Raw genomic sequence first — 20,788 nt, 5'->3', positions numbered from 1 at the left:
TCGATCGCGTTCGCCGGCGAGGGGCAGCACCAGGACACCGGGTCCAAGATGGTGCACATCGCCCCGAACACGTCGTCGTCGATCGTCTCGAAGTCCGTGGCCCGCAACGGCGGCCGCGCCGCCTACCGCGGTCTCGTGCAGGTGCGCGAGGGCGCCCACGGCTCGAGGTCCAACGTGGTCTGCGACGCCCTGCTGGTGGACACGATCTCCCGCTCCGACACGTACCCGTACGTCGACATCCGCGAGGACGACGTCACCATGGGCCACGAGGCGACCGTCTCGCGCGTCTCCGAGGAGCAGCTGTTCTACCTCATGCAGCGCGGGATGGCCGAGGACGAGGCCATGGCGATGATCGTGCGCGGGTTCGTGGAGCCGATCGCCCGCGAGCTGCCCATGGAGTACGCGCTCGAACTCAACCGCCTCATCGAACTGCAGATGGAAGGATCCGTTGGCTGACATGTCCAAGCTGAACGAAACGATTCGCAACGCCACGGAGGCCGCCGCCTCCGCGGCCACCGCGGTGGCCGACAAGGCCGTCGGCGCGGCCAAGGACGCCTACGGCAACCTGGGCGAGAAGGTCGACGGGGTCCGCACCGGGGAGGGGCGCGTCGCCATCCCGGGCATGGACCTGGAGGGGGAGCGGCTGGCCCGCGACAAGGTCGAGAACGACACCCTGGTGCGGCACACCGCCCACGGCGACATCTCCGGCGTGCCCGACTCCTCGCGGGCCGGGCGGCGCACGTCCTACGACGTCGCCGACTTCCCGAAGCTCACCGGCCGGGAGGAGGACTTCCGGTTCACCCCGCTCAAGCGCCTCAAGGGGCTGCACGCCGACGCCCTGACCGGCCCCGCGCCCGCGGTGACCGTGGACTCGGACGCCGTGCGCGTCGAGACCGTGGGCCGGGACGACGCCCGCATCGGCAGCGCCGGGATCCCCGAGGACCGCGTCTCCGCCAACGCGTGGAGCAGCGTCACCGAGGCCACGGTGCTCACCGTGCCGCAGGAGACCGAGGTCGCCGCGCCCGTGCTCGTGGACATCCACGGCTCGGACGCCACCCCGGCGGCCCAGCACCTCGTGATCGACGCCCAGCCCTTCTCCAAGGCCCTCGTGGTCCTGCGCCACCACGGCAGCGCCGTGCTCTCGCAGAACGTCGAGTTCCGGGTCGCCGACTCCGCGAACCTCACCGTGGTGACCCTCCAGGAGTGGGACGACGACGCCGTGCACGCCTCCTCCCAGCAGGCGCGCCTCGGCCGGTCCGCGACCTTCAAGCACGTGCTCGTCAGCCTCGGCGGCGACCTCGTGCGGGTCACCCCGTCCACCCGCTTCGACGCCCCGGGCGGCTCCGTGGAGATGTACGGGCTGACTTTCGTGGACGCCGGCCAGCACCTGGAGTCCCGGCTGTTCGTGGACCACTCCCAGCCGCACTGCACCTCGCGGGTGACCTACAAGTCCGCGCTGCAGGGCGAGAACGCGCACGGCGTGTGGATCGGCGACGTCCTCATCCGCGCCACCGCGGAGGCCACCGACACCTACGAGCTCAACCGGAACCTGATCCTCAACGACGGCCCGCGGATGGACTCCGTGCCGAACCTGGAGATCGAGACCGGCCTCATCACCGGTGCGGGCCACGCCTCTACCACGGGCCAGCTGGACGACGAGCACCTGTACTACCTCATGTCCCGGGGCATCCCCGAGGACGAGGCGCGCCGGCTCGTGGTCCGCGGGTTCCTCTTCGAGATCATCCAGCAGATCGGTGTCCCGGACATCGAGGAGCGGCTGCGCGGGTCCGTCCAGGACGAGCTCGCCTCCGCGAACTACTGATCCACCGCGCCCGCACGCACCCTTCCGACCCCAGACTTTTTCGACCACAGGAGAACCATCCATGGCAACTCTCGAGATCAAGGACCTGCACGCGTCCGTCGTGCTCGACGACGAGACCACCAAGCCGATCCTCAAGGGCGTGAACCTGACCATCACCTCCGGTGAGGTCCACGCGATCATGGGCCCCAACGGCTCCGGCAAGTCCACGCTGGCCTCCACCATCGCCGGGCACCCCAAGTACGTCGTCGACTCCGGTGAGGTCCTCCTCGACGGCCAGAACGTCCTGGAGATGTCCGTGGACGAGCGCGCCCGCGCCGGGCTCTTCCTGGCCATGCAGTACCCGGTGGAGATCCCCGGCGTGACGACCTCCAACTTCCTGCGCACGGCCAAGACCGCGATCGACGGCGAGGCCCCCTCGCTGCGCACGTGGACCAAGGACGTCAAGGCCGCCATGGAGCAGCTGAAGATCAGCCCCGACATGATCCAGCGCAACGTCAACGAGGGCTTCTCCGGCGGCGAGAAGAAGCGCCACGAGATCCTCCAGCTCGAGCTGCTCAAGCCGAAGATCGCCCTGCTGGACGAGACCGACTCCGGGCTCGACGTGGACGCGCTCAAGGTCGTCTCCGAGGGCGTCAACCGCGCCCTGGAGACCAACGACATGGGCGTCATGCTCATCACCCACTACACCCGCATCCTGCGCTACATCAAGCCGCAGTTCGTGCACGTGTTCCACGACGGCCGCGTGGTGGACGAGGGCGGTCCCGAGCTCGCCGAGCGGCTCGAGAACGAGGGCTACGACCGCTACCTGGCCCCCGCCAAGTAAGCGGCTCCGACTCCACCAGCTTTCGAAAGGAGGCCAGCGATGGCCGACACCCCTGCTGAGACCACCGCCGACCCCGCGACCGCGGGCCGGCCCTCCACCGAGGAGGTCGAGGAGGCGCTCAAGAACGTCATCGACCCCGAGCTCGGCGTCAACATCGTGGACCTGGGCCTGCTCTACGGCTCCAAGTGGGCCGAGGACGGCGCCCTGGTCCTCGACATGACCCTGACCACGGCCGCGTGCCCGCTGCAGGACGTCATCGAGGAGCAGTGCGCGCAGAACCTCGACCCCATGGTGGACGAGTGGCGCGTCAACTGGGTCTGGATGCCGCCGTGGGGTCCCGACCGGATCACCGAGGACGGCCGCGACCAGATGCGGGCCCTGGGCTTCAACATCTGAGTCCTCCTCCGCACCGACGCTGCCCCGCCCACCTCGCAGGAGGTGGGCGGGGCGTCGTCGTGCCGCGCCCCGTTCGATAAGTAACCTTGCGAATTGTGGGTGCGCCGACGCCGCGCGCTCCTACACTGCCGTCATGGGCCAGAGCCTGCTCTTCGGGATCGTCGCCTCGAGCGCGCTCGTCATCGGGGCGCTGGTCGGCGTGCGCTTCGAGCTCCCCAAACGCCTCCTCGCCATCCTGCTGTCCTTCGCCGCGGGCGCGCTGATCACCGCGCTGGCCTTCGAGCTGTTCGAGGACGCCTACGAGCGGGGCGGAATCTGGCTCGCTGTGATCGGTCTCTTCGCCGGCGCCGTGGTCTTCACGGCGCTCAGCGCCCTCCTGGACCGCTGGGCGCAGCCGGGACCCGCCGCCGCGGACGCGGAGCAGCAGCAGGGCAGCGTCAAGCTGGACACCGACGCCGCCGCGGACGAGAAGGCGCCGACGGCCGCCTCCACCGGCGGCGCCGCGGGGCTGGCCCTGCTGGCCGCCGTCACCCTGGACGGCGTGCCGGAGAACGTGGCGCTGGGCGTCTCGCTCACCGAGGGCACGGGCGGGCTGGCCCTGCTCGCGGCGATCTTCGTGTCCAACCTGCCCGAGTCCCTGGTCGGCGCGGCATCCATGCGCGAGCAGGGCATGTCCCGCGGCAAGGCCGTCCTGCTCTGGTCGGTCTGCGCCGTGCTCCTGGTGGCGGCCGTGCTGGTCGGCGCCGGTCCGCTGGCCGGCAGCGACCCCGAGACCATCTCCCTGCCGCTCGCCTTCGCCGCCGGCGCGGTGATCGCGTCCCTGGCCGACACCCTGATGCCTGAGGCCTACGAGCACGGCGGGCCGGCGGTGGCCCTGAGCACGGCCGCGGGCTTCGCGCTGTCCTTCGCCCTGTCCCTGGCCTGAGCACCGCTCGGCGCTCCCCGGGGGGCGTCACGCCGCGCGCCCCGTGGAGCGCTCGGGCCCGGTCCGTGGCAGAGTCGACGCGTGAACACCGACGAAAAGCGCATCGCCCTGCTCATCGACGCCGACAACGCACCGGCGGCCAAGATCGACGTGGTCCTCGCCGAGGTGGCCCGCCACGGCGCCGCGAACGTCCGGCGCGCCTACGGCAACTGGAAGAGCCCGCACCTGCAGCAGTGGGAGGCGGTGCTGCACGCGTACGCGATCCGGCCGATCCAGCAGTTCGCCTACAGCACCGGCAAGAACGCCTCGGACATGGCCATGGTGATCGACGCCATGGACCTCCTCTACGCCGGATCGGTCGACGGCTTCGCGATCGTCTCCAGCGACGCCGACTTCACCCCGCTGGTGATGCGGATCCTCACCGACGGGCACAAGGTCTACGGCTTCGGCCAGCGGCAGACGCCGGAGCCGTTCATCAACGCCTGCTCGCAGTTCACCTACGTGGAGAGCCTGGGGGAGCCCGCCGAGGAGAAGCCCGGGGAGGCGCCGGCGGCCGCGCCGCAGCAGGCGCTGCGCGGGGACGCCCGGCTGGTCAGGATGCTGCGGAGCGCGGTGGACGCCGCCAGCGGCGACGACGGGTGGGCGCACCTCGGCGCCGTCGGCCAGCAGATCGGCAACCAGGCGTCCTTCGACTCCCGCAACTACGGGTACCGCAAGCTCAGCGACCTCATCGAGGCCACCGGTCTCTTCGACGTCCGCCGGCAGAACCCGGGCGTCCAGGTGCGGGACAGCCGCCGCCGCTGACCGACGACGGTGCACCCACCTCGGCAATCTCGCTACTCCTTAAGACACCGTCCACCAGATGAAATCCATATGCGGCGTGTGGTCGGCGGCACAGGCGCGCTTGTTTTGCTATTGTGATTGACAAGTGGAGCCTTCAGGTTCCTTTGTGGCCGATCGCTGTTAAGCGTGAACCGCGTACCGGGCAGGATATGAGCCCGCCGAGTGCGACAAGTCGAGGAATCGTCATGTCGGAATGCTCGAAGATCCATTACGCCAGCCGTCGGACTGCTGTGGTTGCGATGAAGGCAATAGCCCGCGGTTACGCAAATCGCGGCCTCGATGGCCCCAAAGGGGCGTACTTCTGCAGTTCGTGCCGGTGCTGGCATCTGACATCCAAGCCGGGGATGCAGACTCCGCCATGGGAGAGGCCAAAAGTCCGTCGCTGAACGCGGCACGTCCGTGCCACCAGCTTTAGGAACCCCGCTAGTCGTCTACCCACCGTAAGCGCCCCAAAACCAAGCCGATGGTGTTGCGACCAAGCGAGACAGACGCTGTCGCATCTGCTCAGTATTCGTCCGGCGTCGACAAGGCTTCGGATTTCCGTGTTGAGGACGGGTCCGCGTGGCCGCGCAGGTTGCTATTGATGTAGGCCCCATGCCACTACTGTGACCCTTAACCGTGCATTTGCATCGAATGGGGGTACCACATGACCGCAGGCGTCGATACGTCCTTCGACTACCACTCAGACACTCCGGCCGGCAAGGATCCTGACTCCTTCAGCTCCACCCTTCGCAAGCATCACCAACTGCTGTGGAGCAAGGAGCTGCCCTCCGGCGCACGCTTCGACCTGGCACCTGAACCCCGCTCTTACCTCGCGCACCGATCCCCTTTGGGGGTCTTTCGTCTTTCCAGCGACGCCATCACCACCCGGCTGCGGAAACGGGCGTCCCGCGTCCTGCGCGACATCCCGGACAACGAGCTGCCTGAGTGGCGCGGCTACACAGCCGGAAGCACCCTGGTGTTCCCGGGTATCAGAATCGGTGGAAAGCAGAACATCAATGGTGCGCGTGGATTCAATGGCAAGATCGCCGACCGCTTCGACCTGACCTTGGAGTGCATTCGGCGTCACTACCTCCGTGAGCCGAGCCCCCTCGCAGATGTCCTGCACAGGTATGCAGATTTCTTCGCCCTGTTCGAGGACTTCTCCGGGTACGTCGAATTCTTCCTGCTTCAGGACCTCGTCGAGGAGGACGGCGAAACTATCCGGTTCTTCCACCGGTTCGAGGACTTCCGCACCCCGGCCGTACCGAAAAACGCTGACGAATACCTCAATTATCTGCGGCTCAGCAACGATTTCATCACCTCCCGTAACCGCAGGATCGACGCACAACCCTAGAGGCGCAACACGTGAACACCGAGCGGTCCGGTCCCTGCGGCGGAACGAGCCCCTCTCGCCGCCGAAGCCCTGCAATTTGAAGTCGTAGCATTTGGGCAAGCCAGGCCAACATGGAAAGAGTCGATGGCGCGCGACCAGCTCGGCAAGCCGAGTCAGGTGTACCGCCATCCGCGGTTCGACCAGTGCCGAGTCCCCACAGAGCTCGCATGTCCCCACCATCGGATTGGGGGTTTGCGATCACTGTGGGGAGTCGGCGCCCCGGGCGGCGCCGGAGTGGGGACTCGGTGTCCTAGGTGGCGTGACGGCCGGGTGTCAGAGGGCCGGCGGGGCGTTCAGGTCGCGGGCGCTGAAGGTGTCGCAGGCGTTGATGTCGCCGGTGCGGTAGCCCGCGTAGAACCACAGCTGACGCTGGGCGGAGGCGCCGTGGGTGAAGTTCTCGGGGCTGACCCGTCCCTGGGTGGTCTCCTGGATCCGGTCGTCGCCGATCGCGGAGGCGGCGTCGAGGGCCTGGTCGAGCTCCTCCTGGGAGATGTCGCCCAGGTCCACGGCCCCTGACGTGTCCCCGGCGGCGCCGCCGGCCCACAGCCCGGCGAGGCAGTCGGCCTGCAGCTCCACGCGCACGGCGCCGGACTCGGGGCCCTGCGGGTCCTGCTGGGCGTAGCCGAGGGTGCCGATCTGGTTCTGGATGTGGTGGCCGAACTCGTGGGCGAGCACGTACTCCTCGGCCAGCGGGCCGCCCTCGGCGCCGAACTGGGTCTGCAGCTCGTCGAAGAACGCGATGTCGAGGTAGGCGGTCTCGTCCGCGGGGCAGTAGAACGGGCCCACGGCCGACGACGCCGCGCCGCACCCCGTGTTGGTCTGGCCCTCGAACAGCTCCACGCCGGGCATCACGTACTGCTCGCCCGTGGCCTGCGGCAGGTAGTCCTCCCAGAACTGGTCGAGGCTCTGCGCGGTGGCGATCATCCGGCAGTCGGTGTACCGGTTGGCGTCCTCACCGGTCCGGCACCGCTCCGCCCGCTCCTGCTCCACGGAGGTCTGCGACCCGGTGTCCTGGCCGCCCCCGCCGGTGATCGCGTCGATGCCGTCCTGGCCGAAGAGCAGCCCCACGACGAGCAGCAGCAGTCCGCCGCCCAGTCCACCGCCCACGGCGATCCCGCGTCCTCGCCCGCCGCCGCTGCCGACGCGGGAGGCGTCCAGCTGGGAGCTGTTGTCGAAACTCATGGCTGAAGTGTAAGCCGTCTGATGGTGGCGCGGGTGCCGGCGCTCAGTCGAAGCCGCGGGCGGCGAGGGCCTCACCGGTCCGCTGGGCGTAGGCGACGGCGGAGATCACCGCCGGGGTCACCAGTCGCACGGGGTTCGGGCGCAGCCCACGGGCTCGCACGGCGTCCCGGAGCTCGCCCACGGCGCCCACGATGAAGGGGATCGAGCGCAGCATCAGGGAGATCGCCAGGCCGATGCGCTCGGGGTCCGCCCCGACCAGCCGCACCGGCGAGCACAGCCACACGACGCCGTCGAGGAGCTCCGGCAGGGGCGTGGTGTGCATCAGGACCCGGGTGAGCACGAGGAGGACGACGATCGTCAGCACCACGTCGGCGGCCATGGCCGGTCCCGAGGTCAGGACGTGGTAGACGGCCAGCAGGACCAGCACGGGCAGGGCGGGGGCGAGTCCCCGCCACCATTCGCAAGCGCCGATGCCCGCGGCGGAGCCCGCGACGAGCAGGAGCAGAGTGAGCGCGGCGGGGACCGGCCACGAGGGCGAGAGCACCACGGCCAGGGTCACGGCGACGATGCCGAGCCCCTTGACCCGGAGCGGGGCGCGGTGCAGGGGGCCGGTGCCGGGGGAGTAGCTGCCGAAGAGGTCCGGGCCCCGGCTCACGGGCGCGCCTCCCCGGGGAAGCCGTGCGCGCACCACCGTTCGTAGGCGGGGACGACCTCCTCGGGCGGACCGTCCGCGACCAGGGCGCCCTCGTGCAGGACCAGGACGCGCGGGGCGGTCGCGGCCAGGCCGAGGTCGTGCGTGGAGATCAGCAGCTGGTGCGGGAGCCCGTCGAGCAGCCCCATGAGCCGCCCCCGGTTGCGCAGGTCGAGGAGGGTGGTGGGCTCGTCGAGGACGAGCACCTCGGGCTCCACGGCGAGCACCGCGGCGAACGCCGCCAGCTGGCGCTCCCCACCGGAGAGGTCGTAGATGCTGTGCTCGGCCCGGTGGCCGATGCCCGCGCGCTCGAGCAGCTCGAGGGCGGCGGTCCGTCGTCGGGCCCGGGGCACGCCGGCCCCGCGCAGGGACAGCTCGACGTCCTCGACCGGGGTCGGCATCACCAGCTGGGAGAGGGGGTCGGTGAACACGAAGCCCACCCGACGCCGGGCCGCGCGCACGTCCCGGGTCACGTCGGTGCCGTGCACCGTGACCGTGCCCGAGGACGGGCGGACGAGGCCGTTGAACAGCCGCAGGAGCGTGGACTTCCCGGATCCGTTGAGCCCGAGCACGGCCACCCGCCGCTCGCCCAGGCTCACGTCGAGGTCGCGCAGTAGGGTCAGCTCACCCGAGGCGGTGGGCACCGTGACGGTCACGCGGGAGCACACGAGGGCCGCGGCCCCGGGGGATCCGGGCACGGCTCAGCGCGTGCCCGCGATCCGGGGGAACGCCTTGTGCACGCCCACGGCGATGACCGCCGCGAGCACCACCTTGAGCAGGTCGCCGGGCCAGAATACGAGGTCGGCGAGGAACGCGTCCTGGAAGGGCAGGCGCGCGTTGACCACCAGGCCGAGGATGCCGCCGATCCGGATCACCACGAAACCGGCCAGGGCCGCGGCCACCAGCCGCAGGGTGTAGGTGCCGGTGCGCTCGTAGCGGGCGTTGGTGGCGCCGCCGTCGTTGGCCCGGCGGGCCGGGATCAGCCACTGGGCCACGTAGCCGGCCGCGGCCGCGGCGAACGGGAAGGCCAGGATGTAGCCCGCCGAGGGCCCGGCGAGCACGCCGAAGCCGCCGCGGAAGCCCGCGAACACCGGCACGCCGATCAGGCCCACCAGGACGTACAGCGCCACGGCCAGGAGCCCGCGGGTGCCGCCCAGGACCAGGCCGGTCAGGAACACGGCGAGGGTCTGCAGGGTCAGCGGCACCCCCGCCGCGCCCAGGGGGATCCCGGGGAGCACGGACAGGGCGGCCGTGAGGGCGGCGAACACGGCGATGTTCGCGAGGTCCTCGGCGGTGATGGTGCGGCGGCGCTCGACGTTGGTCATGGCACCCAGACTAGGGCTTGCGGGCCCCCGGAGCGGAACCGGTGTCCTCGTCCTGCGCGGGCCCCGCGCCGTCGGCGTCGTCGCGCTGCCGGACGGCGTCGCGCTCCGTGGCCCCGAAGCGTCCGCCCAGGGCCTGCTGGTAGCGCATCCGCTGGTACTTCCAGCGCTCGGCCATGGTGGCCTTGGCCTCGACGCGGTCCTTCGGGTTCACCGGGTCCGGGCCGAGCACCGGGTCGTCGCCGACCTGGTAGCGGTTGGACCAGACCTGGATGACGGCCCACGCCACGGCGGTGTACGGCACGGCCAGGATGGCGCCGAAGATGCCGCCGACCAGCGTGCCGACGGTCAGGGCGAGCAGCACCATGAGGGCGTGCAGGCTGAGGGTGCGGCCCATGATGATGGGCTGCAGGATGTTGCCCTCGATCTGGTTCACCGCGACGATCACCACGACCACCGCGAGGGCGATGACCGGCCCGTTGGTGACCAGGGCGACCAGGGCGGCGATGATGCCCGCGATGGTGGCGCCGACCACCGGGATGAACGCGGTGACGAACACGAGGACCGCGAGGGGGATCGCCAGGGGGACGCCCAGGACGAGCAGCGCGCCCCCGATGAGCACGGCGTCCACCGCCGCCACGAACGCCGTTCCGCGGACGTAGCCGCCGAGCACCTGCGCGCTGCGGTCCACGGACTCCGCGAGCTTGGCCCGGCGCTCGCCGCGGAACCAGCGCAGCGTGAAGTTCCACATCTTCTCGCCGTCCTTGAGGCAGAAGAAGAGCACCACGATCATCAGCACCAGGCCGGTCACGAACTCGGTGGCGGCGCCCAGGCCGCTGAGGGCGCCGCCCGCGAAGGAGCCGCTGGTGACGAAGTCCCCGGCCTGCTGGACGGCGGAGTCGATGGCGGCCGTGTCGACGGGGATCGGTCCGGACTGCACGAGGCGCTGCAGCTCCTCCCAGCCCTCCACCGCCGAGGCGGTGAGCGTGTCCCACTCGCTGCGCACGGCGAGCACGATGCCGGTGAGCACCCCGCCGACGAGTGCCAGGATCCCGAGGAAGGCGGCGAGGGTGGCCAGCAGGTTGGACCAGCCCTTGCGCTCGAGCCACTTCACGACCGGTCCCACGGCGGAGGCCAGGATGAGCGCGACGAGCACGGCGATGAGCACGACCTTGACCTGCAGCAGGATCCAGATCAGCCCGACCACCACGGCGGCGACGAGCAGGGTCTGGGCGGCGCGGGAACCGGCCCGGCCGAGGGAGTCCGCCCAGGGGCTGACGGCGGGGGCGAGGGCCTGGGTGGCCTCCTCGAAGCCGGCGGGCTCGACCCCGGGGCCCGTGGCGGGGGCCGCGCTGGTGCCGGGGTCGGCCTGACCGCCGAGGACGCGCTCGGCGTGCAGCGGCGCCGCACTCGAGCCTCCGGACGACGTGCTGTGCTGCTCGGGGCGTGGGGGATTTCCCATGCGGGCGCTCCTCGGGGCGTGGGTGGCGAAGGGAAGACGGGCACCGCGGACGGGACGACGGCGATCGAGCCAACACTAAGGCGACTGTGGAGGGCTGTCCAACGGTGCCCGCGCGCGTGGGCCGGAGGGCTCAGCGGGGGTCGTCGACGACGAAGACCGCGGTGAGCACGTGCCGGCGCCGCACGACCACGTCCTGCATCAGCGCGGGAGCCTCGTCGAAGGGCACGACGTCGCTGATCAGGTGCTCGCGGATCTCGCCGCCGTGGGCGGCCAGCAGGCGGATGGTCTCCGCGGACAGCCGCTGCCGGTCCCAGGTGTGGGCGAAACCGCGGGGGACCCGGCCGATCTGTGCGCAGCGCAGGCTCAGCCCGTTGTGGTGGAACTCCTCGCCCAGCCGCACCGCGTCCGCGCCCGCGGTGTAGAACGCCAGGTCGATGACGCTGCCCTGCGGCCGGACCGCGCGCAGCGCCGCGTGCAGGGCCTCGGGCTTGCCGCGGCACTGGAACACGAGGTCCGCGCCGTGGTCTCCCGGCCCGTGCCGCCAGCGGGTCTTGAGCACCCGGCCGGGGTCGTCGGCGAGGTCCAGGGGGAAGAAGCCCAGCCGCTCGGCGAGCGCCCGCCGTCGAGGGTCGGCGTCGGCGACGGCGACCTCGCGCGCGCCGAGGGCGCGGGCGAACAGGGCCGTCATGAGACCCACCGGGCCCGCGCCCGTGACCAGCACGAGCCGCCCGGCGACCCCGTCGCCGAGCCCGCGGACCGGTCCCGCGTCCGCCGCGGCGTGCAGCAGCCCGTTGGCGCAGATGGGGCCGAAGTGGGCGACGAACACGCCGAGCAGGGGGTCCAGCGTCTCCGGCAGCGGCACCAGGTGCTCGGTGAGCGGGTCGGCGACGTGGGCGGTGGCGTGGCCGTAGGCCGTGGCGAGCACGTCGCCGGCCCGGAACGCCGGCGTGCGGGAGCTCGCCACCCGGGCGACCTCCATGTAGCCCAGGCGGCGCACCGGGTAGCCCTGCTCCGCGGCACCGGGCCGGAACAGCCCGAGCTCGGTGTCGTGCCGGGAGTGCAGCCCCGGGTGGTCTCCCTTGACGAAGGCCAGCTCCGTGCCCGCGGACAGCCCTGTGGCGAGGGTCTCCAGCAGCACGCCGCCGTCCGGGACCGCGGGCAGCTCCTCCTCCACGATCTCGATCCGGTGCCGGGCGGGGACGACGAGGTTGCGGCGCGCTCTCACGGCTCACCCGCCGGTCCTGCGCGGTCCGGTCCCACGCGGTCCGGGTCCGCCAGGGCGACGGGCCGCCCGGTGCGCGCCGAGTCGGCGATCGCGCACGCGAGCCGGTGGGTGCGCAGCGCCTCGCCGTAGGGTGCGCGGGTGGACTCGCGCTCGCCGCGCACCGCCTCGAGGAACTCCCGGTCGACGGTCACCCTCGGGTCCTCGGCGGGGGTGTGCTCGGAGCGGTCCCGCGCGGCGTAGGCGGTGAGGCCCTGCTCCGAGAGCTCCAGGTAGAGCCCGCGGCTCACGGTGTGCAGGGCGGCGCGGTGCTTGACCGCGAGCGCCGACGTCGCGGCGAGCGTGGCGACGGCCCCGGAGCGGAAGCGCACGGTCGCGGCGGTGGCGTCGTCGACGTCGCCGTAGTCCTGCGGGGCCCCGTCCGGGGCCCTGCGGATCCCTGCGGCGTACACCTCGACGGCCTCGCCCAGCAGGAAGCGGGCGGTGTCCAGCACGTGGGTGAGCTGCTCCACGACCTGGCCGCCCGAGCGGTCCGTCCGCCCCCACCACGGCACGGGCGGTCGCTTGTCCAGCCAGTAGCCGTTGGCCAGCAGCGGGGGCGCCTCGGCGAGGAGCTCCCGGGCCAGCACGGCGGTGTCGAGGCAGCGCCAGTGGTAGCCGGTGCCCGTGACCACCCCGCTCTCCTCGACCCGGGCGCCGATCTGCTCGGCGACGTCCAGGCCCAGTCCCACGGGCTTCTCCACGAACAGCGCCTTGCCGCGCTCCAGCGCGGCGAGCTCGGCGGGCCCGTGGGCGAACGGCGGCACGCAGACGTAGACGGCGTCGGCCGCCACGGCGTCGAGGGCCTGCGCGGGGTCGGTGAACGCGGGGACGTCGAGTTCAGCGGCCAGGGCGGTGGCGGCGGGCAGGTGCGCGTCCGTCACCCCGACCACGCGCGCCCCGCCGAGCCCGTGCAGCACGTCGACGTGGCGACGGGCCACGGATCCCGCCCCGACCAGGGTGATGCGCAGCGTCATGTCGGGTTCTCCTCCAGGAGCCGGTGGTACAGGTCCAGGTAGCGCCGGGCCATGCCCGCCGGCGTCCACTGCTCGGCGGCGTCCCGGCAGGTCTGCGGGTCGATGCTGTCCAGGTCCCGCAGGTGCTCGACCAGGTCGTCCTCCGCCGCGGCCAGGAACCCGGTGCGGCCGTGCTCCACCAGGGAGGGCAGCACCCCCAGGGGGGTCCCCACGACGGGCACCCCCCGGGACAGCGCCTCGACGACACCGGTGGCCCCGGGTTCGGCCCAGCGGTTGGGCGTCAGCAGGGCGCGGGCCGAGCGCAGCAGGCGCTCCTTGCGCTCGCCCGCCACCCCGCCCACCCAGGCCACCGACGTCCCGTCGACCAGGGGCCGGACCGCCTCGAGCCAGTACCGGACGTCGGGGTGGGAGCGCAGCGCCTCGTCGCCGTCGGCGAGGCGCCGCTCCAGCTCCTCGGGGTCGTCGATGCCGGCCACGGGCCCGGCCAGCACCAGCGGGATCCCCGCCCGCCGGCAGACGCGGGCTGCGGTGTCCTGGCCCTTGTCGGCGGTGATCCGGGCCAGCACCAGCGCGTGCTCGCCCCGGGGCGCGTCCACGGGCAGCCCCGGGGGCGCGGCCAGCGGCACCACCCCCAGCGTCTGCCGCCGCAGGTTGGCCGGCGCCCGCTCGAGCTGGGACGCGGAGACCGCCGCGAACCGGACCCGGCCCCGTCCGTCGAACGCCGAGTAGAACTCGGGGTGCTTGCGCAGGTCCCAGTGCAGGGTCTGCAGCACCGGTGGGGCCGCCGTGCCCATCGCGCCCAGCACGGACGGTCCCACGACCTCCAGGTGGTCGTGCACGAGGTCCCACCGCCGCGGTCCCCGCAGCGCGTCCACGAGGCCCTGCATGTGCGCGTGGGCGATGCCCGAGACCCGGTTGTAGGGCATCGCGATGGAGCGGAACGCGGGCTCGGGCAGGGGGCGCAGGTGGTCGTCGGCCTCGAGCGTGCTGGGGCCCACTGTGGCGAGCGTGACGTGCACGCCGGCGCGCCGGAGCTCCGGCACCAGGGTGGCGACCACCGTCTCGATCCCGCCGTAGCCGGACGGGGGCACGGGCAGCCAGGGGCCCGCGTTGACGAGCACCCGCAGCGCGCTCATGCGACGCGGCCGGCCGGCTGCGCCCGGTACTCGGGCACCTGCACCATGGGCGGGCGCTCGCGGACGCTGACGTCGTGGACCTCGGCGAGGAAGCGCTCCCCCTGGCGCAGGAACTGCGTGAGGCGCCCGCTCTCGTCGGCGACGGGGGAGTCGCAGCGCAGCCGCGCCTGGACCGTCAGCTGGATCTGGGCGGCCATGCGGGCCAGGGCGGCGTCGGAGGAGTTCCGGTGGGACCGGACACCCAGGTCCACCTGGGCCATCGCGTCCAGGCCCACGGCCTCCAGCACGTCGATGAGCATCGCGATCTCCACCCCGTACCCGGAGACGAAGGGCACCCGTTCGAGCAGGCTCCGGCGTCCCGCGTACTCCCCGGCCAGCGGCTGGACCAGCCCCGCCAGCTGCGGCCAGAACAGGTTCAGCAGCGGGCGGGCCACGAGCTCGGTGACGCGCCCACCGCCCGCCGGCATCACCGTGGCGCCGTCGTGCAGCGGGCGGTCGTAGCAGCTCTTGACGAACTGCACCCCCGGCTCGGTCAGCAGCGGCCCCAGCAGCCCCACGGCGAACTGCGGGTCGAACTCCCGCAGGTCCGAGTCCACGAACGCGAGCACGTCCCCGGTGGTCACGGCCAGGGACTTCCACAGCGCCTCGCCCTTGCCGGGGACGTTGCCGTGGGCGGGCAGGATGTCGGCCTGCCGGTGGACCCGGGCCCCGGCCGCCGCGGCGACCGCCCCCGTGCCGTCCGTCGAGTCGGAGTCGATGACGACGAGCTCGTCGATCAGCGCCACGTCCTCCATGAGCGTGCGCCGCAGCGCGGTGACGATCGCGCCCACGGTCTCGGCCTCGTTGCGGGCCGGGAGCACCACGCTGACCGTGCTGCCGCGCTTCCGGCGGCAGAGCTGCTCGGCGGACCACTGGCTGCCGTGGTAGCTGCGGGTGGTGAACCACTGCTGGACGTCCTGTCGCATGCTGCCCGCTTCCGACGATGAGAAATACTGGAAGGAGACTGACCAATTGACGTCGGACACTACCCAGCGACGGCCCCGCCGAGAAGAGTCCGCCCGGAGTCGGGCGATTGTGTCGGGCGAATGTGTCAGCCTCCGGGCCCGGGCCGCGCAGAAGATGCCCCGGAGAAGGCGCCCGTCCGGCACGTGAGCAAGAACGCGGACCCGGCCCGCTGCGCGGGGTGCCGCCGCGGAACGGGGACCGGTAGAATGGACAGGTTGCCCGGTCAGGGCACCCACTCCTCACCACTGCCTCCCGAAAGGTCTCCTCCGTGATCACTGTCCAGAACCTCGAACTGCGTGCCGGTGCGCGGCTGCTCATGGACGAGGTCAACTTCCGGGTGGACAAGGGGGACAAGATCGGCCTGGTCGGGCGCAACGGCGCCGGCAAGACCACGATGACCAAGGTCCTCGCCGGGGAGACCCTGCCCGCGGGCGGGACGGTCACGCGCACCGGGGCCATCGGCTACCTCCCGCAGGACCCCAAGGTCGAGGACATGGAGCAGCTGGCCCGGGACCGCATCCTCTCCGCCCGCAACCTCGCGGGCGTCGTCGCCCGCCTGCGCCAGGCGGAGCAGGACATGGCCTCCGAGGACGACGCCGTGCGCAGCAAGGCCATGCGCGGCTACGACCGGCTCGAGTCGGAGTTCCTCGCCGGCGGCGGCTACGCCGCGGAGTCCGAGGCCGCGACGATCACGTCCAACCTGGACCTGCCCGAGCGGATCCTCGACCAGCCGCTGCGCACCCTCTCCGGCGGGCAGCGCCGTCGCGTGGAGCTCGCCCGCATCCTGTTCTCGGACGCCGACATCATGCTCCTCGACGAGCCCACCAACCACCTGGACGCCGACTCCGTGGTGTGGCTGCGGGACTTCCTGAAGAACTTCCAGGGCGGGCTGCTGGTGATCAGCCACGACGTGGAGCTGATGGAGATGGTGGTCAACAAGGTCCTGTACCTGGACGCCAACCGCTGCGTCATCGACCTGTACAACATGGGCTGGAAGAACTACCTGCTGCAGCGCGAGCAGGACGCCCACCGCCGCAAGCGCGAGTACGCCAACGCGGAGAAGAAGGCCACCGCGCTGATGGACCAGGCCAACAAGATGCGCGCCAAGGCCAGCAAGGCCGTGGCCGCCCAGCAGATGATCAAGCGCGCCGAGCGGCTCATGAACGGCCTCGAGGGCGAGCGCCAGGCGGACAAGGTCGCGAACATCCGCTTCCCGAAGCCCGCCGACTGCGGCAAGACCCCGCTGACCGCCCGGGACCTGTCCAAGTCCTACGGCTCGCTCGAGATCTTCAACGACGTGGACCTGGCCATCGACCGGGGCTCCCGGGTGGTCATCCTCGGGTTCAACGGCGCCGGCAAGACCACGCTGCTGCGGATGCTGGCGGGCGAGGCCCAGCCGGACACCGGTGAGGTGGTCCCGGGGCACGGCCTCAAGCTCGGCTACTTCGCCCAGGAGCACGACACCCTGGACCCGGACCGGACGGTGCTGGAGAACATGCGCTCCGCCGCCCCGGACCTCGCCGACACGGAGGTCCGCAACGTCCTGGGCTCGTTCCTGTTCCAGGGCGACGACGTGTCCAAGCCGGCCGGGGTGCTCTCCGGCGGCGAGAAGACCCGCCTGGCGCTGGCGACCCTCGTGGCCTCCTCCGCCAACGTGCTGCTGCTCGACGAGCCGACCAACAACCTGGACCCGGCCTCCCGCCGGGAGATCCTCAACGCGCTGCGCACCTACGAGGGCGCGGTCGTGCTCGTCTCCCACGACGAGGGCGCGGTCGAGGCGCTGGACCCCGAGCGCGTGGTGATCCTGCCCGACGGCACCGAGGACCTGTGGAGCCAGGAGTACCAGGACCTCATCTCCCTCGCCTGACGGCGGGCGCCCCTTGCGACGTCAGTCGCGGGCGGCGGAGGTGTGCTCGCGCTCCAGGGCGTCCAGCATCGCGTCCTCCTCGTCCTCCCACGTGGGGCCGGAGCGCCGGCGCTGCGGCCGGGGGCGCATGAGCGACCGGAGGTGGGCCGGCATGTCGTCGGCCATCTCGAGCTGGCGGGCGACGAGCTCCTCGTCGCCCTCGCCGATGTAGTTGCCGTCCTCGTCGTAGAACCGTGCCAGCCGGCGCTCCATCTCCTGGGCGAACTGGCGGTCCCAGGTGTCGTTGCGGGCCTGCTGGCGGGCGGCGTAGCCCCAGGCCACGAAGAACAGCGCCGCGAACGCGTACCACTGCAACGAGTAGGACAGGTGCGGCCCGGAGTCGATCTCCGGCTCCGGGGCCGGCGCGGGGGCGGCCGCGGGGGCCGGGTCCTCGGCGAAGACCTCGCCGTAGGCCGCCGTCCCGATCGGCCGGTCCCAGCGCTCGCGCAGCTCCTCGAGATCGATCGAGGCGATCTGGCCCTCGGGGGCGCCGCGGCTGACGGCCGGCTCCGCGGGCTGGAGCCGGGCGGTGACCGTGACCCGGCCGGCGGGCGGGGCCGGCACCTCGTCCGGCATCCCGTTGGCCGCCTCACCCGTGGGGATCCAGCCGCGGTCGAGGACCACCACGTCCCCGTCCTGCGTGCGGAACGGGACGAGGACCTCGTAGCCGACGCGCCCGTCCTGCGGCCTGTTGCGGACCAGCACCTGGTCCTCGGGCAGGTACTCGCCCGTGAGCTCGACGGGGTGCCAGGTGAGGCGCTCGTCGTGGGCGGCGAACTGCCCGGCGGCGGCCGCACCGGTCAGGGGCTCGGCGCGGTAGTTCTGTGTGATCTTGGTGTTCTCGCCGATCAGGTGGTCGTTGCGGTCCATCTGCCAGCCGCCCAGGTACACCGAGACCACGGCGGCGGCGCAGGCGAGGAGGAAGAAGCCGAGCCACTTGCCGCTGAGCAGGAAACGGTAGTCGTTCATCCCCGGCCCTCCTGCGCGGGGCCGGCGCCGGCGAGGGGGACGGTGTCCTTCCAGAAGCCGCGCGCGCCGAGGAACTGCTCGAGGTCCTCGCGGTGCTCGGGGCACGCCAGCCACGTCTTGCGGCGCTCCGGGGCGTGGATGCGCGGGTTGTTCCAGCGGATCTGCCACGCGGCGTCCGCCCGGCAGCCCTTGCGGGAGCACTGCGGGGTGTCGGGCCCGGCCGGGGGAGCGTCGGCGCCTCGTGGGGACAGCGATCCGAGCAGGTCGAACTCCACGGCGGTCGTGCTCCTCAGGGTCTTCGGCGGGTCCCGGAACGGCCCGAAGCGGGCTCAGGCCGCTCCGCGGCGCCGGGTGGTGTCGTCCTCGACAGTAGCGGAGGAAGCCGGGTCCCCGCTGGGAGCGGCCGTGCGCCCGCGGCCCGCCGGGGCGGGGTCGTCCTCGCGGTGCCCGGCGACGAACTCGCCCTCGAGCACGAAGTCGATCGCCAGGGGCGCGGCCGGCGGCCGCGGCTCGGGGGCGGCGGCCAGCGCCGGCGCGGCGGGCGGCTCGTAGTACTGGCTCGTCCGGGCGGAGCGGTCGTTGCTGTTGGCCAGCAGCACCGCCATCCACGGCAGCACGGCCACGCCCAGGATCGCGACGCCGCGCACCCAGATGTTGTCGACCGCGACGAACACGATGAGGCACACGATGCGCAGGCCCATCTGGATGCTGTAGACCTTCATCCGGTGGCCCATGTCCTGCGTGTGCGGCTCCGCGGTGGCGGTGATCGAGTGGACGTCGTCCTGGCCGGCGGCCTCGCCGGTCGTGAGATAGCGCTTGCTCATGGTCCTCCCAACAGACGATCGAGTATCTCACCGGGGTCCGACATCGAGAAGGCGGTCCTCCGGGGCTGCCGTCCGGTCGCCCGCGGCGACCGGTACGATTGGGGGGATTTCCCCGCGGGCCGGCGCCGACCGGCGTGCCGCGCACCCGCGACCCACGACCGAAAGGCCCCCTCCCCATGGCAGACGAGCAGCGCAGCCCGGCCCCCCGCACCGTCCTCGTGACCGGCGGCAACCGCGGGATCGGACGGGCCATCGCCCAGGCGTTCCAGGACGCCGGGGACAACGTGGCCGTCACCTACCGCTCCGGCGAGGCGCCCGAGGGCTTCTTCGCGGTGCAGGCCGACGTCACCGACTCCGCGTCGATCGACGCCGCGTACAAGGCCGTCGAGGCCGAGTTCGGCCCGGTCGAGGTGGTCGTGGCCAACGCCGGGATCACCCGGGACACCCTGCTGCTGCGGATGAAGGAGCAGGACTTCCAGGACGTCGTGGACACCAACCTCACCGGCGCGTTCCGCGTGGTGCAGCGCGCCGCCAAGGGGTTCATGCGCCTCAAGCGCGGGCGCGTGGTCCTCATCTCCTCCGTGGTCGGGCTCTACGGCTCGCCCGGGCAGGTCAACTACGCCGCGTCCAAGGCCGGCCTGGTCGGCATCGCCCGGTCGATCACCCGGGAGCTGGGCGGGCGCAACGTGACCGCCAACGTCGTCGCCCCCGGGTTCATCAACACGGAGATGACCGCGGCGCTGCCGGAGGACACCCAGAAGAACTACCTCGCCTCGATCCCGGCCGGCCGGTTCGCCGAGCCGGAGGAGGTCGCCGCCGTCGTGCGCTGGATCGCCTCCGACGAGGCGAAGTACATCTCCGGCGCCGTCATCCCCGTGGACGGCGGCCTCGGCATGGGCCACTGAGCCCCGCCGCCCCCTGATCCCCGCACGTTCCACCGAAGGAGCACCATGAGTTCACTTGCAGGCAAGACCGCCGTCGTCACCGGGTCCTCGCGCGGCGTCGGCGCCGACACCGCGAAGCTGCTGGCCGGGGAGGGCGCCAACGTGGTCGTCAACTACCGGCAGAAGGCGCCCCGCGCCAACAAGGTCGTCAAGGAGATCGAGGCGGCCGGCGGGAAGGCCATCGCCGTCCAGGCGGACATGACCGAGCCCGAGGACGTCCGCAACCTGTTCGCCCGCGCCGTGGAGGCCTTCGGCGGGGTGGACGTGCTCGTGCTCAACGCCTCCGGCGGCATGGAGACGGACCTCGGTGAGGACTACGCGCTCAAGCTTAATCGGGACGCGCAGAACGACACCCTCAGCGCCGCGCTGGAGCACCTGCCCGAGGGCGGGCGCGTGGTCTTCGTGACCAGCCACCAGGCGCACTTCATCAACGACGTCGAGACCATGCCGGAGTACGTGGAGGTCGCCAAGTCCAAGCGCGCGGGTGAGGACGCCCTCACCGCCCGCATCCCGGAGCTGACCGGGAAGGGCATCACGTTCGTGGTGGTCTCCGGCGACATGATCGAGGGCACCGTGACCGCGACCCTGCTCAACCGGGCCCGTCCGGGGGCGCTCGAGGAGCGCCGCGAGGCCGCCGGCAAGCTCTACTCCGTGCGGGAGTTCGCCGAGGAGATCGCCCGCATGGTCACCGCGGACGTCCCCACCGGGCACGTCGAGCTCGTCGGCGGCGCCGACGACTTCCTGGCGAAGGCCGGTCGCCGCTAGGCCCACGGCTCCCGACGACGGCGGGGCGGTCACCTTCCCGGGTGACCGCCCCGCCGTCGTCCCTGCCGCCACCGGAGCCCGCGGCGGCGCGAAACCGTCCGCAATGTGACGCCGTCCGCCCGCCGAGATCGGAAGAGCACACGTCTGAACTCCAGTCACG

General features: G+C 72.0%; 22 protein-coding genes. 10 read left to right on the top strand and 12 right to left on the bottom strand.

What is annotated here, in order from left to right:
* The 7 genes from H488_RS0118815 to H488_RS31970 all read left to right on the top strand — a co-directional run.
* Nucleotides 1–456, top strand: a 456-nt coding sequence (locus H488_RS0118815; protein WP_017834305.1) for a SufD family Fe-S cluster assembly protein, incomplete at its 5' end; no start/stop codon positions are given.
* Nucleotides 457–622: 166 nt separating this feature from the next.
* Entirely contained in the window at nucleotides 623–1,822 is a 1,200-nt protein-coding gene (gene sufD / locus H488_RS31995; protein ID WP_043739415.1) for a Fe-S cluster assembly protein SufD, read from the top strand.
* A 61-nt stretch (nucleotides 1,823–1,883) separates the two neighbouring features.
* A complete protein-coding gene (gene sufC, locus H488_RS31990) occupies nucleotides 1,884–2,645 on the top strand; it encodes a Fe-S cluster assembly ATPase SufC (protein ID WP_017834303.1) in 762 nt (253 codons plus the stop codon).
* A gap of 39 nt (nucleotides 2,646–2,684) precedes the next feature.
* Nucleotides 2,685–3,041: a metal-sulfur cluster assembly factor gene (locus H488_RS31985; protein ID WP_017834302.1), complete on the top strand. Its 357-nt coding sequence runs from the start codon at nucleotides 2,685–2,687 to the stop codon at nucleotides 3,039–3,041.
* 133 nt (nucleotides 3,042–3,174) lie between these two features.
* Nucleotides 3,175–3,966: a ZIP family metal transporter gene (locus H488_RS31980; RefSeq protein ID WP_017834301.1), complete on the top strand. Its 792-nt coding sequence runs from the start codon at nucleotides 3,175–3,177 to the stop codon at nucleotides 3,964–3,966.
* 81 nt (nucleotides 3,967–4,047) lie between these two features.
* Nucleotides 4,048–4,770, top strand: coding sequence for an NYN domain-containing protein (locus H488_RS31975; RefSeq protein WP_017834300.1), 723 nt, complete (start codon nucleotides 4,048–4,050; stop codon nucleotides 4,768–4,770).
* Between the two features lie 685 nt (nucleotides 4,771–5,455).
* Nucleotides 5,456–6,145: a DUF6994 family protein gene (locus tag H488_RS31970; RefSeq protein WP_017834299.1), complete on the top strand. Its 690-nt coding sequence runs from the start codon at nucleotides 5,456–5,458 to the stop codon at nucleotides 6,143–6,145.
* Between the two features lie 312 nt (nucleotides 6,146–6,457).
* On the opposite strand, the gene ypfJ is transcribed toward H488_RS31970, so the two are convergent.
* The 9 genes from ypfJ to H488_RS31925 form a co-directional block, all read right to left on the bottom strand.
* Nucleotides 6,458–7,366 (bottom strand): KPN_02809 family neutral zinc metallopeptidase, encoded by a 909-nt coding sequence (gene ypfJ / locus H488_RS31965; protein WP_031283431.1) that lies wholly within the window; start codon nucleotides 7,364–7,366, stop codon nucleotides 6,458–6,460.
* 43 nt (nucleotides 7,367–7,409) lie between these two features.
* Nucleotides 7,410–8,021, bottom strand: coding sequence for an energy-coupling factor transporter transmembrane component T family protein (locus H488_RS31960; RefSeq protein WP_017834297.1), 612 nt, complete (start codon nucleotides 8,019–8,021; stop codon nucleotides 7,410–7,412).
* Nucleotides 8,018–8,755 (bottom strand): energy-coupling factor ABC transporter ATP-binding protein, encoded by a 738-nt coding sequence (locus H488_RS31955; RefSeq protein ID WP_017834296.1) that lies wholly within the window; start codon nucleotides 8,753–8,755, stop codon nucleotides 8,018–8,020. The genes H488_RS31960 and H488_RS31955 overlap by 4 nt, the downstream gene beginning before the upstream one ends.
* Nucleotides 8,756–8,758: 3 nt before the next feature.
* The gene (locus H488_RS31950) at nucleotides 8,759–9,382 is read right to left on the bottom strand and encodes a biotin transporter BioY (protein WP_017834295.1); all 624 of its coding nucleotides are present in this window, start codon (nucleotides 9,380–9,382) and stop codon (nucleotides 8,759–8,761) included.
* A 10-nt stretch (nucleotides 9,383–9,392) separates the two neighbouring features.
* Nucleotides 9,393–10,841 carry an AI-2E family transporter gene (locus H488_RS31945; protein ID WP_017834294.1) on the bottom strand — a complete coding sequence of 483 codons (1,449 nt, stop codon included), beginning with the start codon at nucleotides 10,839–10,841 and terminating at the stop codon, nucleotides 9,393–9,395.
* Between the two features lie 130 nt (nucleotides 10,842–10,971).
* Nucleotides 10,972–12,066 (bottom strand): zinc-dependent alcohol dehydrogenase, encoded by a 1,095-nt coding sequence (locus tag H488_RS31940; RefSeq protein WP_017834293.1) that lies wholly within the window; start codon nucleotides 12,064–12,066, stop codon nucleotides 10,972–10,974.
* The gene (locus H488_RS31935; protein WP_017834292.1) at nucleotides 12,063–13,079 is read right to left on the bottom strand and encodes a Gfo/Idh/MocA family protein; all 1,017 of its coding nucleotides are present in this window, start codon (nucleotides 13,077–13,079) and stop codon (nucleotides 12,063–12,065) included. The genes H488_RS31940 and H488_RS31935 overlap by 4 nt, the downstream gene beginning before the upstream one ends.
* Complete coding sequence (locus tag H488_RS31930; protein ID WP_031283427.1) at nucleotides 13,076–14,215, bottom strand: glycosyltransferase; 1,140 nt, start codon at nucleotides 14,213–14,215, stop codon at nucleotides 13,076–13,078. The genes H488_RS31935 and H488_RS31930 overlap by 4 nt, the downstream gene beginning before the upstream one ends.
* Nucleotides 14,212–15,180, bottom strand: coding sequence for a glucosyl-3-phosphoglycerate synthase (locus H488_RS31925; RefSeq protein WP_017834290.1), 969 nt, complete (start codon nucleotides 15,178–15,180; stop codon nucleotides 14,212–14,214). Before H488_RS31925 ends, H488_RS31930 begins: the two co-directional genes overlap by 4 nt.
* A gap of 308 nt (nucleotides 15,181–15,488) precedes the next feature.
* Here H488_RS31925 and abc-f point away from each other — a divergent pair, with 308 nt between their 5' ends.
* Nucleotides 15,489–17,087 (top strand): ribosomal protection-like ABC-F family protein, encoded by a 1,599-nt coding sequence (gene abc-f / locus H488_RS31920; RefSeq protein WP_017834289.1) that lies wholly within the window; start codon nucleotides 15,489–15,491, stop codon nucleotides 17,085–17,087.
* A gap of 21 nt (nucleotides 17,088–17,108) precedes the next feature.
* Here abc-f and H488_RS31915 read toward each other — a convergent pair whose 3' ends face one another.
* The 3 genes from H488_RS31915 to H488_RS0118805 are packed head-to-tail and all read right to left on the bottom strand — an operon-like array spanning nucleotide 17,109 to nucleotide 18,919.
* A complete protein-coding gene (locus H488_RS31915; protein WP_017834288.1) occupies nucleotides 17,109–18,095 on the bottom strand; it encodes an SURF1 family cytochrome oxidase biogenesis protein in 987 nt (328 codons plus the stop codon).
* Nucleotides 18,092–18,370, bottom strand: coding sequence for a hypothetical protein (locus H488_RS31910; protein ID WP_017834287.1), 279 nt, complete (start codon nucleotides 18,368–18,370; stop codon nucleotides 18,092–18,094). The genes H488_RS31915 and H488_RS31910 overlap by 4 nt, the downstream gene beginning before the upstream one ends.
* Nucleotides 18,371–18,424: 54 nt before the next feature.
* Nucleotides 18,425–18,919: a DUF3099 domain-containing protein gene (locus H488_RS0118805; protein WP_017834286.1), complete on the bottom strand. Its 495-nt coding sequence runs from the start codon at nucleotides 18,917–18,919 to the stop codon at nucleotides 18,425–18,427.
* Between the two features lie 176 nt (nucleotides 18,920–19,095).
* Between H488_RS0118805 and H488_RS31905 the strand changes: the two genes are divergently transcribed.
* On the top strand, nucleotides 19,096–19,824 hold the full coding sequence (locus H488_RS31905) for a beta-ketoacyl-ACP reductase (RefSeq protein ID WP_017834285.1): 729 nt from the start codon (nucleotides 19,096–19,098) through the stop codon (nucleotides 19,822–19,824).
* Nucleotides 19,825–19,869: 45 nt separating this feature from the next.
* A complete protein-coding gene (locus H488_RS31900; RefSeq protein ID WP_017834284.1) occupies nucleotides 19,870–20,628 on the top strand; it encodes an SDR family oxidoreductase in 759 nt (252 codons plus the stop codon).
* Nucleotides 20,629–20,788 lie beyond the last annotated feature (160 nt).

The sequence above is a fragment of the Kocuria sp. UCD-OTCP genome (genome assembly GCF_000349605.1).
Classification (GTDB): Bacteria; Actinomycetota; Actinomycetes; order Actinomycetales; family Micrococcaceae; genus Kocuria; species Kocuria rosea.
Note: the sequence above shows the minus strand (reverse complement) of the source record. Positions and strands in the feature narration are given on the sequence as shown.

Excerpts from the sequence above, each read along its gene's own strand:
- H488_RS31980 (WP_017834301.1), top strand. The coding sequence starts at position 3,175 with ATGGGCCAGAGCCTGCTCTTCGGGATCGTCGCCTCGAGCGCGCTCGTC.
- H488_RS31925 (WP_017834290.1), bottom strand. The coding sequence starts at position 15,180 with ATGCGACAGGACGTCCAGCAGTGGTTCACCACCCGCAGCTACCACGGC.
- H488_RS31970 (WP_017834299.1), top strand. The coding sequence starts at position 5,456 with ATGACCGCAGGCGTCGATACGTCCTTCGACTACCACTCAGACACTCCG.
- H488_RS31900 (WP_017834284.1), top strand. The coding sequence starts at position 19,870 with ATGAGTTCACTTGCAGGCAAGACCGCCGTCGTCACCGGGTCCTCGCGC.
- H488_RS31950 (WP_017834295.1), bottom strand. The coding sequence starts at position 9,382 with ATGACCAACGTCGAGCGCCGCCGCACCATCACCGCCGAGGACCTCGCG.
- H488_RS31945 (WP_017834294.1), bottom strand. The coding sequence starts at position 10,841 with ATGGGAAATCCCCCACGCCCCGAGCAGCACAGCACGTCGTCCGGAGGC.
- H488_RS31930 (WP_031283427.1), bottom strand. The coding sequence starts at position 14,215 with ATGAGCGCGCTGCGGGTGCTCGTCAACGCGGGCCCCTGGCTGCCCGTG.
- ypfJ (WP_031283431.1), bottom strand. The coding sequence starts at position 7,366 with ATGAGTTTCGACAACAGCTCCCAGCTGGACGCCTCCCGCGTCGGCAGC.
- H488_RS31985 (WP_017834302.1), top strand. The coding sequence starts at position 2,685 with ATGGCCGACACCCCTGCTGAGACCACCGCCGACCCCGCGACCGCGGGC.
- H488_RS0118805 (WP_017834286.1), bottom strand. The coding sequence starts at position 18,919 with ATGAGCAAGCGCTATCTCACGACCGGCGAGGCCGCCGGCCAGGACGAC.
- H488_RS31915 (WP_017834288.1), bottom strand. The coding sequence starts at position 18,095 with ATGAACGACTACCGTTTCCTGCTCAGCGGCAAGTGGCTCGGCTTCTTC.
- H488_RS31905 (WP_017834285.1), top strand. The coding sequence starts at position 19,096 with ATGGCAGACGAGCAGCGCAGCCCGGCCCCCCGCACCGTCCTCGTGACC.
- sufC (WP_017834303.1), top strand. The coding sequence starts at position 1,884 with ATGGCAACTCTCGAGATCAAGGACCTGCACGCGTCCGTCGTGCTCGAC.
- H488_RS31935 (WP_017834292.1), bottom strand. The coding sequence starts at position 13,079 with ATGACGCTGCGCATCACCCTGGTCGGGGCGGGATCCGTGGCCCGTCGC.
- sufD (WP_043739415.1), top strand. The coding sequence starts at position 623 with ATGGACCTGGAGGGGGAGCGGCTGGCCCGCGACAAGGTCGAGAACGAC.